Source organism: Microbispora sp. H11081, assembly GCF_012999535.1.
In the GTDB taxonomy this organism is placed as follows: domain Bacteria; phylum Actinomycetota; class Actinomycetes; order Streptosporangiales; family Streptosporangiaceae; genus Microbispora.
In genome coordinates this window covers 282077-299744 of record NZ_JABBWV010000007.1, presented here as the reverse complement: position 1 = coordinate 299744, position 17668 = coordinate 282077, and the positions used below count along the sequence as shown (strand labels likewise).

Here is a 17668-nt window from a genome sequence, read left to right as displayed (position 1 = left end):
GCCCGGTCCCTGAGGACCGGTGCGCGCTCCGTCTCGGCTACTTCTTGTTACGCCGCTGGATGCGGGTCTTCTTCAGCAGCTTGCGGTGCTTCTTCTTGGCCATGCGCTTACGGCGCTTCTTGATCACAGAGCCCACGGGACCCCCAGGTGAAGGTGTGACTGTCGAACCGGCGCGCGAGCGCACACCGGCTCAACAGACTACCGGCGATCCATGGTAGATCGCTCCCCCGGGGACCCCGCGTCGGCCGGGAGTAAGCCACGTCACCGTCAAACGCGGCCTCCGGGCCGGTTCACCCTGCTTCGATGAACGCGTCCCGCAAGTAGTCGTGGACCGCCTGCTCGGGCACTCTGAACGACCGGCCGACACGGATGGCCGGTAACTCGCCGGAGTGCACAAGCCGGTACACGGTCATCTTGGACACCCGCATGACGGTCGCGACCTCGGCCACCGTCAAGAACTTCACCTCGCTGAGAGGTCTTTCGCCTGCACCCATCGGACGCCTCTTCCGCACGTGTTTACGGGTTATCCCCACTGGTGCCATTGCTCACGCACGTGTACTGCCGTCAGCGTAAGTCCGGACTTCGGCTAGGCAAACCCCTCATTCCATCAGTCATCTGAGCCGTATGCCGTCGAAACCGGGAAACTCGCTGGCAGCAGCCGGACCGTGCCCCTCGCCTCACCCTTGGAACGGACCAACTTCTCTCCCATTAGAGTCGCCCAGGCACACAAAAAAGTTGGCAATCGGTCGGCACAGAGGCACAAAAGCGGGCGCGAAATGCCCGGTTTGGGAGGTCCGGAAGGGGAAGTCAGAGGCTCCGGGTGACCCGGGCCAGCAGGTACGCCGTCAACGGAGCGTAATAGCGCGGAAGCACGTTGTCGTCGAGGGGGACGGCGACCGCGATCTTCCCCTCCGCCTCCCCCACGAACAGCGCGGGGTCGTTGCTGTCGGCGAAGCCCACGGTCTCGACCCCGGCCTCGCCCGCGGCGCCGGCCCAGCCGTGGTCGGCGATCACCAGGTCGGGCCGCTCCTCGTCCAGCATCGCCCGCATCGGCTCGGCCTCGTGGGTGTGGACGAACGTGCCCCGATCCTCCAGCATCGCCACGCCGTCCAGATAGCGGATGTGCCTGCGGCGGCCCAGGCCGCTGATGTGCGACCACCCCTCGGCCGGGAAGAGCAGGGTCGCCCCCTTCTCCGCGAGGAACCGGGCGAGCGCGAGATGGATGGTGAGCAGGCCGGTCGGGTGGCCGGTGGCGAGCACGATCCGGGGCGAGCCGCGCCGCAGCGCCTTCGCGATCCGCTCGCCCATCTCCTCCGTGGCGTCGATGGTCCGTTCCGGGTCGATGGTGTCGGGACCCTCGCGGTGCTCCGGGTCCGCGGCCACGCCCGCCTTCTCGGCCATCAGCGCGAGCACCTCGCGGTAGGACCACTCGCCCTCGAAGCTGAGCCCGAAGAGGTAGTGCGGGTCGCGCAGCGCGAGCGACCTGTAGTGATCGAGGTTGTTCTCACGGCTGGTCGCCACGTCACCGGCGATGGCGGTCCTGACGAGGTGTTCGCGCAGTTCGGCTCGGGAGGGTGGAAGGGTCACGAGAGGTACAGCGCTCCTCGGCTCGGCGTGATTCCGGGCTCCCCTCGGGCGTCACGGCATGGGGTCCAGCCCGTGGAAGGGGAACACCGCCTTCCTGGTCGCGATGACGGCCCGGTCGACGGCGTCGGCTGGATCGTACCCCTCCGATATGTCACGCCATCGCGGATGCCGCCCATCCGTCATCCGCAGGGGCGGGATCTCCCCGGTGTGCTCCCGCGCGAAGGTCCGCCAGGTCTCCGGCGTCTCGGTCGACGGGTCCACCGGGCGTCCCACCGCCTCGGCGATCAGGTGGGTCCACGCCCGCGGCACGACCTGGACCAGTTCGTATCCCCCGCCGCCCACCGCGATCCACCGGCCGCCTGCGGTCTCGTGTGCCAGCCGGTGCAGCGCGGCGTACGCGGTGCGCTGGCCGTCGAGGCTGAGCATCAGGTTGGCCAGCGGGTCGAGGGCGTGGCTGTCGCAGCCCTGCTGGGTGACCAGGACCTGCGGCTGGAAGTGATGCAGCAGCGGCGGGACCACCGCGTGGAAGGCGCGCAGCCACTCGGTGTCGCCGCACCCGGCCGGCAGCGCGACGTTGACGGCCGTGCCCTCCGCCCCGGTCTCCTGGGGAAAGCCGGTGCCGGGGAACAGCGTGCCCGGGCTCTCGTGCAGGCTGATCGTGAGCACCCTCGGGTCGTCGTAGAACGCCGTCTGCACGCCGTCGCCGTGATGCACGTCCACGTCCACGTACGCGATCCTGGTCGCGCCCTGCGACAGCAGCCACGCGATGGCGACGGCCGGGTCGTTGTAGACGCAGAAGCCGCTGGCGGCGCCGGGCATGGCGTGGTGCAGCCCGCCCGCGACGTTGACCGCGTGCTCGGCCTCACCCGTCCACACCGCCCTGGCCGCGGCCAGCGTCGCCCCGGTGACCAGGGCGGCCGCCTCGTGGACGCCCGCGAAGGCGGGGTTGTCCTCGGTGCCGAGCCCGTAGCGCAGTGCGGGGCGGCCGTCCTTGGAGACGTTCTTGACCGCCTCGATGTAGTCCCGGGTGTGCACGAGCGCGATCTCGTCCTCGGTCGCGGGGACGCAGCCGATCATCTCCGCGGCGTCGAGCACGCCCAGGTCGCGGGCGAGTGCCATGGTCAGCTCGACGCGTACGGGCGCGAGCGGATGGCCTGGCCCGAAATCATAGGAGAGCAGATCTTCGTCCCATACCACCCGCACTGCCTTGCTCATGCCGCGACGCTACCGCACAGCTGATCGCGAACAACCCCGCGGTACGGGGGTGTGTCGGCCTCAGCCGGCGGCGAGGCGGCGGCTGCGCTCGCAGGCGGCCTCGATCGCGTCGAGGAACGCGGCCCGCACCTTGTGGCGCTCCAGTTCGGCGATGGCGGCGATCGTGGTGCCTCCGGGCGAGGTCACGGCCTCGCGCAGGATCACCGGGTGCTCCCCGGAGTCGCGCAGCATGATCGCGGCGCCGACGATCGACTGCGTGACCATGTCGAGAGCGGCGGCGCGCGGCATGCCCAGCAGGATCCCGGCGTCGACCATCGCCTCGACCAGGTAGAAGAAGTACGCGGGGCCGCTGCCGGACAGCGCGGTGGCGGCGTCCTGCTGCTTCTCCGGGATGCGCAGCACCTTGCCGACCGGGTTGAGCAGCGCCTCGGTGCGCTTGAGGTGCTCCTCGGATGCGTTGGCCCCGGCCGAGATGACGCTCATGGCCTCGTCCACCAGGACGGGGGTGTTGGACATGACCCGCACGACCGCGACGCCGTCGCCGAGCCGCGCCTCCACGAACGCGGTCGTGATGCCGGCCGCCACCGAGATCACCAGCCGGTCGGCGGCCACATGCGGGGCGACCTCGGTCAGCAGCGCGTCCATGTCCTGCGGCTTGACCGCGAGGATGAGCGTGTCGGCCAGCTTGGCGGCCTCGGCGTTGCTCCCGACGCGCACGCCGTACCGCTCGCGCAGCGCCTCGGCCCGCTCGGGCCTGCGGGCCGTCGCCACGATCTCCTCTGGTGGCAGCCCCGCGCGCACCAGCCCGGAGAGCAGGGCCTCGCCCATCTTTCCGGTCCCGAGAATCGCGATCATCCCTGCACCTCTTCCGGGTCCGCCGAGGATCTCACCGCAGCCTACCGACCTCGCGGGACGGAGCCGAACCCGCCGGGCCGCGCCGCCCGCGTACGGGGATTCGGTCAGGAGGTGCGGCGGCGCAGCGTGGCGGCGCCCAGCAGCAGGGCCAGTACGGCCGACCCCGCCACCACGGCGACGTCGCGCCAGAACTCGCCACCCGGGCCGGCGTCCGCGACCGCGTGCGCCATCGCCTCGATCGCGTACGACATGGGCAGCACGTTCGAGACCCACTCCAGCACGGTCGCCATCTGCCCGCGCGGCACGAGGATCCCGCCGAGCAGGATCTGGGGGATCATCACGATCGGCATGAACTGCACGGCCTGGAACTCCGTACGGGCGAAGGCGCTGCACAGCAGGCCGAGCGCGGTGCCGAGCAGGGCGTTGAGCAGGGCGACGAGCACCAGCGGCCACAGCGGGCCGGGCAGGTCGAGGCCCAGCCAGGTGAGGGAGACGGCCAGCGCCAGCGCCACCTGGGCGCACGCCGCCAGCCCGAACGCGAGGCCGTAGCCGAGGAGGAGGTCGAGCCGGCCGAGCGGCATCGCCATGAGCCGCTCCAGCGTGCCCGACGTGCGCTCGCGCAGGGTCGCGATCGAGGTGATGAGGAACATCACGAGGAAGGGGAAGACGCACAGCAGGATCGGCGCCCAGTGGCCGAAGGCACGCTCGTCGTCCATCACGTAGTAGAGCAGGATCATCACCAGCGTCGGCACCAGGACCATCAGCGCGACCGTCCGCCGATCGTGGCGGAGCTGGGTCATGATCCGCCTGGCGGTGGCGAGCGTGATCGCGAGACTCATGCCGCCGCCCTCTCCTCGATCAGGCGCAGGAACGCCTCCTCCAGGTCGGTCGTACGCGTGTGGGCGCGCAGGGCGCCGGGGGTGTCGTCGGCGAGGATCTCCCCCTGGCGCAGCACGATCAGCCGCTCGCACCGCGCGGCCTCGTCCATGACGTGGCTGGAGACAAGGATTGTGGTGCCGCCCTCGGCCAGGCGGTGGAAGAGCGTCCACAGCTCCTGCCGCAGCACGGGGTCGAGCCCGACCGTCGGCTCGTCGAGCACGAGCAGTTCCGGACGGCCGAGCAGGGCCGCGGCGAGCCCGGCGCGGCCCAGCTGACCGCCCGAGAGCGTGGCCGCGAGCTGCCCGGCGGCGTCGGCGAGCCCCACCTCCGCGAGCACCCGCTCGGGGTCGTCCTTCGGCGCGCCGAGCACGGCGGCGAAGTAGCGCAGGTTCTCCAGCACGGTCAGGTCCCGGTAGACCGCCGGGCTCTGGGTGGAGTAACCGATCCTGCGGCGCAGGCCCGCGCTCCCGGCCGGTTCGCCGAGCACGCTCACCTCGCCGCCGCCGACGATCTGGACGCCCACGATCGCCCGCATGAGCGTCGTCTTGCCGCAGCCGCTCGGCCCGAGCAGGCCGGTGACCTGTCCCCGGGGCACCTCGAAGGTGAGGCCGTGCAGGACCTCCGCCCCGCCCCTCGACACCCGCAGATCGCGTACGGCGATCGCGGGATCGGATAAATTCATCATGCGTTGAATTTAATGCCGGCGAGGTGCCGCGTCAACGCTCTTCAGCGGGTGAACCGGGGATGCCCGGCAACCGTGTAAGGGGCATGAGAAAGCTCTGGCTCGTGGCCCTCCTGTTCCTGGCGGTCGCCTGCGGCGGAACCTCCTCCACCTCGGCCTCACCCGAGCAGCCGGACGGCTCCACCTCCGGCGCCGGGGCCGACCACGGCACGCCCGCCTCGCCGTCCGGCGCCCCCAGCGGCGCCCCGTCTCCCGTGACCCCCGCCGGGCCGACCGTGAACCCGCGCAAGGTGCCGTGGGAGAGCGCGACCCCGGCCGGCGACGGCCGTTCCCTCGACATCGTGTGGTGGTCGGGCGTCGAGCCCTGCTACGTGCTCGACCGCGTCGAGGTGACCGAGACGGCCCGCGAGGTCACCGTCACCCTGTACGAGGGCCAGGACCCGCGCCAGCCCGACGCCGCCTGCATCGAGATCGCCATCGAGAAGACCACGACGGTGTGGCTCAAGTCCCCGCTCGACGACAGGAAGGTCGTGGACGGCGCCAAGTAGGCCGGCCGGGCGGGGGCGGCGCCAGCGCCCCACCGCCGCGAAGCAGCGCGGACGTGCCACCGGCGTTCGCGATGCAGGGAAGAAATCCGCGCGTCCCAGGGTTGAGCCTCATAGACTCAAACTGTTTGACAGAACCCCGCCGGGGTCCCAGAATTTGAGTCTGACCGACTCAACTTTGACTACAAGGACGTACTCATGGCACGTGCGGTAGGTATCGACCTGGGGACGACCAACTCTGTCGTCTCGATCCTCGAGGGCGGCGAGCCCACGGTCATCGCGAACGCTCAGGGCTCGCGGACCACGCCGTCCGTGGTCGCGTTCGCCAAGAACGGGGAGGTTCTCGTCGGCGAGGTCGCCAAGCGGCAGGCGGTGACCAACGTCGACAGGACCATCCGCTCGGTCAAGCGTCACATGGGCACGAACTGGTCGATCGAGATCGACGGTAAGAAGTTCACGGCCCAGCAGATCAGCGCGTTCGTCCTGCAGAAGCTCAAGCAGGACGCGGAGTCGTACCTGGGCGAGAAGATCACCGACGCGGTGATCACCGTCCCTGCGTACTTCAACGACGCCCAGCGGCAGGCCACCAAGGAGGCCGGTCAGATCGCGGGCCTCAACGTTCTGCGCATCATCAACGAGCCCACCTCCGCGGCCCTGGCCTACGGCCTGGACAAGGAGAAGGACCAGACCATCCTGGTCTTCGACCTCGGCGGCGGCACCTTCGACGTGTCCCTGCTCGACGTCGGCCAGGAGGACGGGCACGGCTTCGTCGAGGTCAAGGCCACCAGCGGTGACAACCACCTCGGCGGCGACGACTGGGACCAGCGCGTCGTCGACGAACTGGTGACCCGCTTCAAGAACGCGCACGGCGTCGACCTGTCCAAGGACAAGATGGCCCTGCAGCGCCTGCGCGAGGCCGCGGAGAAGGCCAAGATCGAGCTGTCGGCCCAGACCGAGACCACGATCAACCTGCCCTACATCACCGCCTCCTCCGAGGGCCCGCTGCACCTGGAGGAGAAGCTGACCCGGGCGGAGTTCCAGCGGATCACCGCCGACCTGCTCGAGCGCTGCAAGGGCCCCTTCAACCAGGTCATCAAGGACGCGGGCATCAAGGTCTCCGACATCGCCCACGTGGTCATGGTCGGCGGCTCCACCCGCATGCCCGCCGTGTCCGACCTGGTCAAGGAGCTGACCGGCGGCAAGGAGCCCAACAAGGGCGTGAACCCGGACGAGGTCGTCGCCATCGGCGCCGCGCTCCAGGCCGGTGTCCTGAAGGGCGAGGTCAAGGACGTCCTGCTCCTCGACGTGACCCCGCTGAGCCTCGGCATCGAGACCAAGGGCGGGATCTTCACCAAGATCATCGAGCGTAACACCACGATCCCGACCAAGCGCTCCGAGGTCTTCACCACGGCGGAGGACAACCAGCCGTCGGTGCAGATCCAGGTCTACCAGGGCGAGCGCGAGATCGCGGCGTACAACAAGAAGCTGGCCACCTTCGAGCTGACCGGCATCGCCCCTGCTCCGCGCGGCATCCCGCAGATCGAGGTCACCTTCGACATCGACGCCAACGGCATCGTGAACGTGTCGGCGAAGGACCTCGGCACGGGCAAGGAGCAGTCGATGACCATCACCGGCGGCTCGGCCCTGGGCAAGGACGACATCGAGCGCATGATGCGCGAGGCGGAGTCCTACGCCGAGGAGGACAAGAACCGCCGCGAGGAGGCCGAGGTCCGCAACAACGCGGACGCGCTGGCCTACCAGACGGAGAAGTTCCTCCGCGAGAACGACGACAAGGTCCCGGCCGACGTGAAGACCGAGGTCAACGACTCGCTCGCCGAGCTGAAGAAGGCGCTGGAGGGCACCGACGTCCCCGCCATCCGCGCCTCGGCGGAGAAGCTCGCGACCGTCAGCCAGAAGATGGGCTCGGCGATCTACGCCCAGTCGCAGGCCGGCGCCGACGGCGCCACGGCGGACGCCGGTGCGGGCCCGGAGGGCGCGCAGGCCAAGGCCGACGAGGACGTCGTCGAGGCCGAGATCGTCGATGACGAGCGGGAGGGCGGCCGCAAGTGAGCCCGCGCGAGAACGGCTCAGAGGAGGAACCGGTGATCCGCGACAATCGCAAGATCGACCCGGAGACCGGGAAGGCCCGCGAGTCCGCCGGAGGCGCCACCGAGGCGGCCCCAGGGGACGACGGGGTGGAGGCGGCCGCGCCCGCCGAAGGGTCCGCCGCGGACCTGCTCGCGGAGCGCACCGCCGACCTCCAGCGGCTCCAGGCGGAGTTCAGCAACTACCGCAAGCGGGTGGACCGCGACCGGATCGCCGTCCGGGAGCAGGCCGTCGCGAGCGTGCTCACCGAACTGCTTCCGGTGCTCGACGACATCGGTCGCGCACGCGACCACGGCGAGCTGACCGGCGGCTTCGCGAAGGTGAGCGAGTCGCTGGAGGCGGCCGTCGGCAAGCTGGGCCTGACCTCGTACGGCGCGAAGGGCGACCCCTTCGACCCGACCGTGCACGAGGCCCTGCTGCACAGCTACTCGGCGGACGTCAGCGAGCCGACGTGCGTCGAGATCCTCCAGCCCGGCTACCGGGTCAACGACCGGATTCTGCGGGCCGCCCGCGTGGCCGTCGCCGAGCCGAGCGAGGAGGCGGCGCCGGAGACCGCGGCCGCCTCCGGCGAGTCCGGCGGACCGGACGAGAACTGAGACCGCGGAGATCTCTCCCGATCGCCGGAGATCGGGAGAGATCCGCGACGGCTCCCGCGGCGACAGCCGCGGGACCACTGACTGACTCCCCACCTTTCGTGCGAAGGAAGCGATAGATGAGCACCAAGGACTACTTGGAAAAGGACTACTACGCCGTCCTTGGTGTGCCCAAGACCGCGAGCGCGGAGGAGATCAAGAAGGCCTACCGCAAGCTGGCCAGGAAGTACCACCCCGACGCCAACCCGGGGAACAAGGAGACCGAGGAGAAGTTCAAGGAGGTCTCCGCGGCGTACGACGTGCTGTCCGACGTCAAGCGGCGCAAGGAGTACGACGAGGCGCGCACCCTGTTCGGCTCGGGCGTGGGCGGCTTCGCGGGGGCGGGAGGCCCGCGCAGCGCCGGTGGCGGCTTCAACTTCGACCTCGGCGACCTGTTCGGCGGCTCGGGGTCGGGCGAGCGGATCGGGGACCTGTTCGGGGGACTGTTCAACCGGGGCGGAGCGGCGGGCACGCGCACGACCACCGCCAGGCCCCGGCGCGGCCAGGACGTCGAATCGGAGGTCACGCTCGCCTTTGGCGAGGCCGTCGACGGCACGACCGTGTCACTCCGGCTCACCAGTTCGGCCGCCTGCACCGGCTGCGGCGGCACGGGGGCGAAAGCGGGCACGACGCCGCGGGTCTGCCCGACCTGCGAGGGAACCGGGGCCGCCAGTCGCAACCTCGGCAACTTCGCATTCTCCGAGCCGTGCCGCGACTGCCGCGGCCGGGGTCTGGTGGTCGACGACCCCTGCCCCGTCTGCGACGGCAGCGGGCGCGGCAAGAGCACCCGTACGATCCAGGCCCGCATCCCGGCCGGGGTCGGCGACGGCCAGCGCATCAGGATCAAGGGCAAGGGCGCGCCCGGTGAGAACGGCGGCCCGGCCGGCGACCTCTATGTGATGGTCCACGTCAAGCCGCACCCCGTGTTCGGGCGCAGCGGGGAGAATCTCACGGTCACGGTCCCCGTCACCTTCCCCGAGGCCGCGCTCGGCGCCGAGATCAAGGTGCCGACCCTCCGGTCGCTGCCGGTGACCCTGCGCATTCCGGAGGGGACGCCCAACGGGCGGACGTTCCGGGTCCGCGGCAGGGGGGCCTCCCGCAAGGACGGGACGAAGGGCGACCTCCTGGTCACCGTCCAGGTCGCCGTACCCCAGAACCTCGACGACAAGGCCCGCGCGGCCCTCGAGGAGTTCAGGAACGCCACCGAGGGCCCGGACCTTCGCGAAGAACTCATCAAGCAGGCCAGAAGCGAGTGAGCCGATGGATGCCAGGTTTTTCGACATCTCCGACGACACACCTGTTTATGTGATCTCCGTAGCCGCCCAGCTTTCCGGGCTGCACCCGCAGACGCTCCGCCAGTACGACCGGCTCGGGCTCGTCAGCCCCGGCCGTACGGCGGGGCGGGGGCGGCTCTACTCCACAAGGGACATCGTGCTCCTGCGCGAGGTCCAGCGGCTCTCCCAGGAGCACGGCATCAACCTCGCCGGGATCAAGCGCATCCTCGAACTCGAAACCGAGAACATGCACCTGCGCGAGGAGGTCACCCGGCTCAGGGGTGAGCTCACGATGTTGCGGGCACTGGTCCGCTACGAACTGCCACCTGCCTGACCGGCGAAACGAGGCATCCAGATATGGACTACAAGTTCACCCAGAAGAGTCAGGAGGCCCTGTCCGCGGCCGTCCGGCGCGCCGCCGCCGACGGCAACCCAGAGGTGGGGCCCGCGCACCTGCTGGCGACGCTGCTGACGCAGAACGGGGGCATCGCCGGGCCGCTGCTCGAGGCCGTCGGGGCGGACCCCCGGAGGCTGCGCACCCAGGCGGAGGAGCTGCTCGCCCGGCTGCCCAAGGCGCAGGGCTCCACCGTGAGCGCGCCGTCCAGCTCGCGCCAGTTGCTGACCGTGCTCAACACCGCCGCGCAGCGCGCCAAGCAACTCGAGGACGAGTACGTCTCGACCGAGCACCTGCTGGTCGGGCTCGCCACGGACGGCGGGCAGGTCGCCGACCTGCTGAAGGCCGCGGGCGCCACCCCCGACGCGCTGCTCGAGGCGTTCGAGAAGGTCCGCGGGCACGCCAGGGTGACCAGCGAGACCCCCGAGGACACCTACCAGGCGCTGGAGAAGTACGGCGTCGACCTCACCGAGCGCGCCCGGTCAGGCAAGCTCGACCCGGTGATCGGCCGTGACAGCGAGATCCGCAGGGTCATCCAGGTGCTGTCGCGCCGCACCAAGAACAACCCGGTGCTGATCGGCGAACCCGGCGTGGGCAAGACCGCCGTGGTCGAGGGCCTCGCCCAGCGGATCGTCGCGGGCGACGTGCCGGAGAGCCTGCGCAACAAGCGCCTGGTTGCGCTCGACCTCGGCGCGATGGTCGCGGGCGCGAAGTACCGCGGCGAGTTCGAGGAACGCCTCAAGGCTGTGCTCAACGAGATCAAGGAGAGCAACGGCCAGGTCGTCACGTTCATCGACGAGCTGCACACGATGGTGGGCGCCGGCGCGGCCGAGGGCGCGATGGACGCCGGCAACATGCTGAAGCCCATGCTGGCCCGCGGCGAGCTGCGCATGATCGGCGCGACCACGCTCGACGAGTACCGCGAGCGCATCGAGAAGGACCCGGCCCTGGAGCGGCGGTTCCAGCAGGTCTACGTCGGCGAGCCGACGGTCGAGGACACGATCGCGATCCTGCGCGGGCTCAAGGGCCGCTACGAGGCGCACCACCAGGTGCAGATCTCCGACAGCGCCCTGGTCGCCGCCGCGACGCTCTCCGACCGCTACATCACGGCGCGGTTCCTGCCCGACAAGGCGATCGACCTGGTGGACGAGTCGATGTCGCGGCTGCGCATGGAGATCGACTCGCGGCCGGTGGAGATCGACCAGCTCCAGCGGAGCGTGGACCGCCTCAAGATGGAGGAGCTCGCACTCGCCAAGGAGACCGACGAGGCCAGCCGCCAGCGCCTGGAGAAGCTCCGCGAGGAGCTGGCCAACCGGCAGGAGGACCTCAACGCCCTCGTCAGCCGGTGGGAGCGGGAGAAGGCGGGCCTGAACAAGGTCGGCGAGCTGAAGAAGCAGCTCGACGAGGCGCGCGGCGCGGCCGAACGGGCCCAGCGCGACGGCGACTTCGAGGCCGCGTCGCGGCTCATGTACGGCGACGTCCCGCGCCTGGAGAAGGAGCTCGCCGAGGCCACCAAGGCCGCGGAGTCGGCCGAGGCCGAGGCCGAGCCCATGGTGAAGGAGGAGGTCGGCCCCGACGACATCGCCGAGGTCATCTCCTCGTGGACCGGCATCCCGGCGGGACGGCTGCTGGAGGGCGAGACCGCCAAGCTGCTGCGGATGGAGGACGAGCTCGGCAGGCGCCTGATCGGCCAGAGGGAGGCGGTCCAGGCCGTCTCCGACGCCGTACGGCGGGCCAGGGCCGGCATCTCCGACCCCGACCGGCCGACCGGCTCGTTCCTCTTCCTCGGCCCGACCGGCGTGGGCAAGACCGAGCTGGCCAAGGCGCTCGCCGAGTTCCTGTTCGACGACGAGCGGGCCATGACCCGCATCGACATGAGCGAGTACAGCGAGAAGCACAGCGTGGCCCGCCTCGTCGGCGCGCCGCCCGGATACGTCGGCTACGAGGAAGGCGGCCAGCTCACCGAGGCCGTGCGGCGCAGGCCGTACACCGTGGTGCTGCTCGACGAGATCGAGAAGGCCCACCCGGAGGTCTTCGACATCCTGCTCCAGGTGCTCGACGACGGCCGGCTCACCGACGGGCAGGGCCGCACGGTCGACTTCCGCAACACGATCCTGATCCTCACCTCGAACATCGGCTCGCAGTTCCTCGTGGATCCCACGATGGAGAACCAGGCCAAGCGCGACGCCGTGATGAACCTGGTGCGGGCCTCGTTCAAGCCCGAGTTCCTCAACCGGCTCGACGACATCATCGTGTTCGACGCGCTGGGCACCGAGGAGCTGTCGCAGATCGTGGACCTGCAGGTGGCCAGGCTCGCCCGGCGGCTGGCCGACCGGCGGCTCACGCTGACCGTCACTCCGGCGGCCCGCGACTGGCTCGCGCTGACCGGCTTCGACCCGTTGTACGGCGCGCGTCCGCTGCGCCGCCTGATCCAGTCGGCGATCGGCGACCGGCTCGCCAAGGAGCTGCTGTCGGGGGCCATCCGGGACGGCGACGAGGTAATCGTCGACTTTGACGAGGCAGGTGACACGCTGACGATCCGGCCCGTTCGGTAAGGTCTTCCCCACCATTGGGGCAAGCAGGCCCCGCCCTTCTCCCTCGCTGCTACGTTCGGCGTTCGTCGGACTACCGTACGTGATCAGGGGGACGTGGATGTCCAGGACATCACGAAGTATTCGAGGGCGGTGCGTCGCGCTTGCGGCGGTCACGGCCGGGGTGAGCTGGCTCACCGGGGGCGCGGCGATGGCGAAGGACGGCGCGCTGGCCGACGCCTGCCGGACCCAGAGCCGCGGCGTCACGGCGGGTGACACCGGCCGTGACACCCCGGGCCGCGTCGCCGGCCGCGACGGCACGGGCCGCGACCTGACGGGCGGGCTCGGCACCCTCGCTCCTGCGGCGGGCGTGCTGAGCATCGCCGACGCGGCCGGAGCGGCCGCCGGTCAGGGACGCAACTCGCTGCCCACCGGCCCGGCGACGCGGGCCCTCCCGGCGCCCGCGGCGCTGCCCGGTCCCCGCACTCTCCCGGCCGTGCCCGGCCCCCGTACCCTGCCGGGTTCGATGACGGGTGCGATGACCGGTGCGATGACCGGTGCGGCCCCCGCCGTGGCCAAGGCCGCACCGGCCGTGCCCGCGGCGGACGCCAAGAACCTGCTCCCGGCCAGGACCCCCGTGCCCCTCCTCGCCGTCGCGCCGGCCAAGCCGAGCACCGCGGACGCGTGCTCGGCCAAGGCGCTGCGGACCGCGCCCGCCACCCACGGGCGGGAGCACCCCGCCACGCAGGGGCATCCGAAGAAGGGCCACCGGAATCCGAAGCCGGAGGGCGATCCGGCGGGCGCCCCGACCCACGGCGACATCCCCCGTGGCGACACGGCCCAGGGCGCGCTGTCGCAGAACCCCGGGTCGCGCAGGCCCGAGGCCCGCAACGCTGGGGCGCAGAAGCCGGAGACGCGCAACCAGGGTCCCCAGGGCGCACAGGGCCCTCAGGGGGCGCAGGGTCAGGGGGCACAGGGCGGCGCGATGCCGCAGGGAGTCTCCAACAGCAACAGTTCGCAGAGCTCGGCCTCCGGTCAGGAGCAGAGCACGAAGACCTTCCCGCCGCGTGGCCGCCACCACCGCAAGCACCACCCCCGCAATCAGCCGGGGCTCGTGCCACCGGCGCCGGCCACGAACCAGGCGGGTCACGCCGGCCGGCCCGCGGCCGGTCCGCGGAACGCCTCGATGCCGGAGAACGAGCGCAAGAATGGGGCCAAGGACGGGCGTCAGCGGCACGAGGGCGGGCGGAAGACCGCTCCGGTCCTGCAGCCCAACGGGGCGGACGGCCGGCACGTGCCGCGGATGCAGCCGCGTGAGTACCCCAAGGCGGCCGTGCGCCAGCAGAACGGCGACATCACCGCACCGGCCGCCCTCGCCAAGGCGACGGACCCGCGCGCGGTGACCAACCTGGCCGCCGAGACCGGCAAGAAGCTCCTGCCCTGACCCGCCGTACGCCGTGGGCGGGCACGTGAGGACGGCGGCCCGGGTTCCACGGCAGGGCCGGGACGAGTGACGGGTTCGCCGTACGGCGAACGCCTGCGGGAACCGGACGGCGCGAAGAACGCCTGCGGGGAAGGTGGGCGCCGGCCGTGGTGAGCCGCGCCGCCCCCTCCCCACCCGGCTCGCGTCCCGCACCGGCCCGCCCGGCGCGGAAGCCCTGGGCGGGATTCAGCAGAACCAAGACAGCGACACCCAAAGACAGCGACACCCCAAGACAGCGACACCCAAAGGGGCCGTGGTTCACGGCCCCTTTTCGCATGGCGGGGACCATCGCCCCCGCCATCGGCCGGCCGCGCGTCCGGTGCCGAGCGGCTCAGCGGGAGACGTCGAGGAGGGCGTCGAGGTCGTCCTCGGGCAGTCCGAGGTCGACCCGGATGCGGTAGCGGGTGCGCAGCAGCGAGTCGCGGATGCTCGATCCCGCGTTGTCACAGGCGCGGATCCCGTAGGTCGCCCACTCGTGCGCCGCGTCGAGGTCGCCGTACGCCACCAGGGTCTCTGCCACGGTCAGCGCGGTGGCCGGGCCGCAGCCCGCCGCACGGATCGCGGCGATCACGCCCCTGGCCTCCTCGGCCCTGCCGAGCTCGAACAACGTGTCGGCGATCCCCGCGCGCGGATCCACCGGCACCTCGCCGCCGTCGTCCAGCGCGCTTCGGTAGCGTTCGAGGGCGGTGGCGGGCTGCCCGGCCTGACGCCACTCCTCCGCGGCGAGCACGAGGATCGCCGCCCTGGACATCTCTCCGGACTCGTACCCCTGGGCCAGCCCGTCGAGGCGGCGGGCGAGGGCACCATGGTCATCGAGCAGCAGGGCCTGTTCGAGCAGTCGGTCCACCTGCTCATTTGTCACATGTGCCACAGTGCCGAGGCTACCGATCTCATCCTGCTTTCGCAGGACAACACCAGGCATTGCCGAAGCAACAGTTAGTGCACGTTTAGCTACTATGCGCTTTTCTCGGCAGATAGTCGGGCATATCGCACAACGCCGGTGCCAATCGAGACTCGGCGAGGAGCGCTGCAGCATGTCCAAGCGGGTGATACTGACTCTCGCCTCCACCACGGTGCTCGCCGCCCTGGTCCCGGGTTTCGCCGGCTTCGTCACGGCGCAGTACGAGGCGCTCGACCAGGCCCGCGCCGATCTGGCCCGGCTGCAGACCAAGCTGCAGATGATGGAGCTCAGGACGGAGCCCGCTGCGGCGCTGGGGTGCCGTACCGACACCGGCGAAGCGGGCAGGCGACAGCCCGGCCACCCGGACAGGGACGACCCGCGGGAACTGACGATTCCACCGCGCACCCACACCAGGTCGTGGCAGAACACCGCCTACGTGCAGGGCGGCGGCTCGCCGGGACTGTGGCCGTCGATCGACGTCAACCGCGCCGTGACCGGCCCCCAGGCGCCGGCCGGCAAGCGCGGCCGGCAAGCGCATCCCACGGGCCGGTGAGCGTGCCGCCCAAGGCGCGGCCTCCGGCCCAATGAGCGTGCCCCGCCCGCGGCGTCACCACTGCCGGGGGACGGCAGAGGTGAGCTGGCGGGACAGGTATCCGCGGACCAGTTGCTTGGCCTCGGCCACGATTCCGGGGTCGCCGTTCTGGTCGTGCCGGAAGGCGAGCTTCAGCACCGCGTCCCCCGCCTCCACCGCGATGAGAATGGCACGGTCCAAATCCTCACTGTCGGCCAGTCCGAATTCGGCGAGGAGGAGCCCGCGGAGCCGCCCGGCGATCACGGTGTTGTTGTCGGCGACGGAGTCGAGGAGCCCGAGGTCGAAGACCTCGCCGAAGTGCAGCGACCGGAACCCGGGCACACTGCGGTGCATCTCGACGTACTCGTCGATGACGGCGTCGACGGCGTCCCACCATCCGGCGTAGTCCTCGACCATGAACCGGCGCCCCACCCGGGCCACGAACAGCTCGACGTTGCGCCGGGTCAGGGCCTGGCTGAGCGCTCGTTTGTCGGGGAAGAACTGGTAGACGGAGCCGATCGCCACCCCGGCCCGCTCGGCCACCCTGGTCGTCGTCAGCGCGTCGTACCCCGCCTCGTCGAGCAACTCGGCGCAGGCGTCGAGCATCCGTTCCACCCTGCGGGCGCTGCGGCGCTGCGAAGGACGCCGCCGCAGCGGCTCGTCGGGACGCGCCGAGCTCGGCGGCGTCCCCTCACTGCTCTCGTTGTCCCGTTCCTCGACCGCGACGCACTGCTCTGCGGCACAGTGCTCGACGAAGAGGCCGCCCGGTTCCGTCACCCCACAGCTGGACACCCACCCATCTTGCCTGCTGAACGCGCGATGGTCAGCGCTAATCAGTCAGTCGTCTGATTTGCGGCAAGAATCCAGTGGGTCGCCGTCAGGAGTCGACGGGCGCCGCCGACAGGCCGGTGCAGCCGCGCAGCGCGCGGTAGGAGCCGAGCGCCTGCTGCCTGGCGCTGTCGGTCAACGGAATGGGCACGCCGCCGTTGATCCGGGCGGGGGTCCACTGGTCCTTCAGCACCTTCCTGCCGTTGATCGTCAGGGTGAGCACGCCGGTCAGCCCGGTAGCGGGGCCCCAGTTGTAGAAGGCGAAGTTGCCGAGGCCGTAATGCACGTACGCCTGGCCGGAGTAGCCGCCGCCCAGCAGGATGTGCGCGTGGCTGCCCACGATCACGTCCGCCCCCGCGGCCACGAGCTTGTCGCTCAGGCTCCGCTGCACCGGCGTCGGGCACTTGACCAGCTCCGCGCCCCAGTGCAGGAACACGATCACGGTGTCGGAGTTCTTGCGCGCCTGCCGTACGGCCCGGACGATGCGGGGCTCGTTCTTGGCGGAGGCGAGCCCGCCCTTGTCGCCGGAGGCGGTCCACGACTGGATGAACTCCGAGTCGAGCACCTGGGTGGCGCCGATGATCGAGACCCGGTTGCCGTTGACCGTCCTGCGGTAGGGCCGGAACGCCTCGGTCTCGTTCGCGCCGATGCCGATGACGGGGAACTTCGACGTCCTGATCGCCTTGAGCGTGTCGGCCAGGCCGCTCTCCATGTAGTCCATGCCGTGGTTGTTGGCCATCGTGACGACGTCCACCCCCGCGGCCTTGAGCGCGGTGAACGCCGTGGCCGGGGCGCGGAAGGTGTACTGCTTGCCCGGCGCGGGCGTCCCGCCGGTGGTGATGGCCGTCTCGAGGTTGAGCGCGGTGAGGTTCGACCTGCGCAGGACGGCGGCGATCGGGCCGAGCGCCGTACGCGGGTTGGCGTCGAGCCGGCTCCGCAGGACCCCTTCGAAGTGCACGTCGCCGGCGAAGGAGATGGTGAACGGCCGCCGCTGCGGCGGTTTGGGAGACGGCGGCGCGGTCTTCGTCTCCGGTTGCGACGCCACGGGGACGGGTTCGCTCTCCGCCGGGCTGCATCCCGCCATGAGAAGGGGAGCCGCGAGGAAGGCGAGGAGGGGCAGGGCGAGGGAGTGACGTCTCACGGCACCTGAGCATGCCATCTCACGACGGCATCCGGGGAGCCCAC

The 17668-nt window shown here is 70.8% G+C and carries 18 protein-coding genes; 8 read left to right on the top strand and 10 right to left on the bottom strand.

Going from position 1 to position 17668, the window contains the following annotated elements:
- Positions 1-37: 37 nt before the first annotated feature.
- From HHX31_RS20310 to HHX31_RS20280, 7 genes are all read right to left on the bottom strand, one after another.
- The gene (locus HHX31_RS20310) at positions 38-136 is read right to left on the bottom strand and encodes a 30S ribosomal protein bS22 (protein WP_018654693.1); all 99 of its coding nucleotides are present in this window, start codon (positions 134-136) and stop codon (positions 38-40) included.
- A 154-nt stretch (positions 137-290) separates the two neighbouring features.
- Positions 291-494 (bottom strand): helix-turn-helix domain-containing protein, encoded by a 204-nt coding sequence (locus tag HHX31_RS20305; RefSeq protein ID WP_030456159.1) that lies wholly within the window; start codon positions 492-494, stop codon positions 291-293.
- Positions 495-807: 313 nt separating this feature from the next.
- Positions 808-1587: a phosphatase gene (locus HHX31_RS20300; protein WP_169949862.1), complete on the bottom strand. Its 780-nt coding sequence runs from the start codon at positions 1585-1587 to the stop codon at positions 808-810.
- A 51-nt stretch (positions 1588-1638) separates the two neighbouring features.
- Complete coding sequence (locus HHX31_RS20295; protein WP_169949861.1) at positions 1639-2802, bottom strand: acetoin utilization protein AcuC; 1164 nt, start codon at positions 2800-2802, stop codon at positions 1639-1641.
- 60 nt (positions 2803-2862) lie between these two features.
- Complete coding sequence (proC, locus tag HHX31_RS20290; RefSeq protein WP_169949860.1) at positions 2863-3657, bottom strand: pyrroline-5-carboxylate reductase; 795 nt, start codon at positions 3655-3657, stop codon at positions 2863-2865.
- Between the two features lie 104 nt (positions 3658-3761).
- Positions 3762-4496, bottom strand: coding sequence for an ABC transporter permease (locus HHX31_RS20285; RefSeq protein ID WP_169949859.1), 735 nt, complete (start codon positions 4494-4496; stop codon positions 3762-3764).
- Complete coding sequence (locus HHX31_RS20280) at positions 4493-5221, bottom strand: ABC transporter ATP-binding protein (RefSeq protein ID WP_249346170.1); 729 nt, start codon at positions 5219-5221, stop codon at positions 4493-4495. The genes HHX31_RS20285 and HHX31_RS20280 overlap by 4 nt, the downstream gene beginning before the upstream one ends.
- A gap of 83 nt (positions 5222-5304) precedes the next feature.
- Here HHX31_RS20280 and HHX31_RS20275 point away from each other — a divergent pair, with 83 nt between their 5' ends.
- The 7 genes from HHX31_RS20275 (at position 5305) to HHX31_RS20245 (ending at position 14144) form a co-directional block, all read left to right on the top strand.
- Positions 5305-5766, top strand: coding sequence for a hypothetical protein (locus HHX31_RS20275; protein ID WP_211590001.1), 462 nt, complete (start codon positions 5305-5307; stop codon positions 5764-5766).
- A gap of 195 nt (positions 5767-5961) precedes the next feature.
- Entirely contained in the window at positions 5962-7833 is a 1872-nt protein-coding gene (gene dnaK, locus HHX31_RS20270) for a molecular chaperone DnaK (RefSeq protein ID WP_169949858.1), read from the top strand.
- Positions 7830-8465 (top strand): nucleotide exchange factor GrpE, encoded by a 636-nt coding sequence (gene grpE / locus HHX31_RS20265; protein ID WP_169949857.1) that lies wholly within the window; start codon positions 7830-7832, stop codon positions 8463-8465. The genes dnaK and grpE overlap by 4 nt, the downstream gene beginning before the upstream one ends.
- Positions 8466-8581: 116 nt before the next feature.
- On the top strand, positions 8582-9757 hold the full coding sequence (gene dnaJ / locus HHX31_RS20260) for a molecular chaperone DnaJ (protein ID WP_169949856.1): 1176 nt from the start codon (positions 8582-8584) through the stop codon (positions 9755-9757).
- Positions 9758-9761: 4 nt separating this feature from the next.
- Positions 9762-10109: a heat shock protein transcriptional repressor HspR gene (locus HHX31_RS20255; protein ID WP_142616174.1), complete on the top strand. Its 348-nt coding sequence runs from the start codon at positions 9762-9764 to the stop codon at positions 10107-10109.
- Between the two features lie 23 nt (positions 10110-10132).
- Entirely contained in the window at positions 10133-12724 is a 2592-nt protein-coding gene (gene clpB / locus HHX31_RS20250) for an ATP-dependent chaperone ClpB (protein WP_169949855.1), read from the top strand.
- Between the two features lie 97 nt (positions 12725-12821).
- Entirely contained in the window at positions 12822-14144 is a 1323-nt protein-coding gene (locus HHX31_RS20245) for a hypothetical protein (RefSeq protein ID WP_169949854.1), read from the top strand.
- Between the two features lie 370 nt (positions 14145-14514).
- Here HHX31_RS20245 and HHX31_RS20240 read toward each other — a convergent pair whose 3' ends face one another.
- A complete protein-coding gene (locus tag HHX31_RS20240) occupies positions 14515-15054 on the bottom strand; it encodes a tetratricopeptide repeat protein (protein ID WP_311932127.1) in 540 nt (179 codons plus the stop codon).
- A 163-nt stretch (positions 15055-15217) separates the two neighbouring features.
- Between HHX31_RS20240 and HHX31_RS20235 the strand changes: the two genes are divergently transcribed.
- Positions 15218-15637: a hypothetical protein gene (locus HHX31_RS20235; RefSeq protein ID WP_169949852.1), complete on the top strand. Its 420-nt coding sequence runs from the start codon at positions 15218-15220 to the stop codon at positions 15635-15637.
- 54 nt (positions 15638-15691) lie between these two features.
- Here the strand turns inward: HHX31_RS20235 and HHX31_RS20230 are convergent, their stop codons facing one another.
- Complete coding sequence (locus HHX31_RS20230) at positions 15692-16309, bottom strand: TetR family transcriptional regulator (RefSeq protein ID WP_249346213.1); 618 nt, start codon at positions 16307-16309, stop codon at positions 15692-15694.
- Between the two features lie 223 nt (positions 16310-16532).
- Entirely contained in the window at positions 16533-17624 is a 1092-nt protein-coding gene (locus HHX31_RS20225; RefSeq protein WP_311932126.1) for a CapA family protein, read from the bottom strand.
- Positions 17625-17668 lie beyond the last annotated feature (44 nt).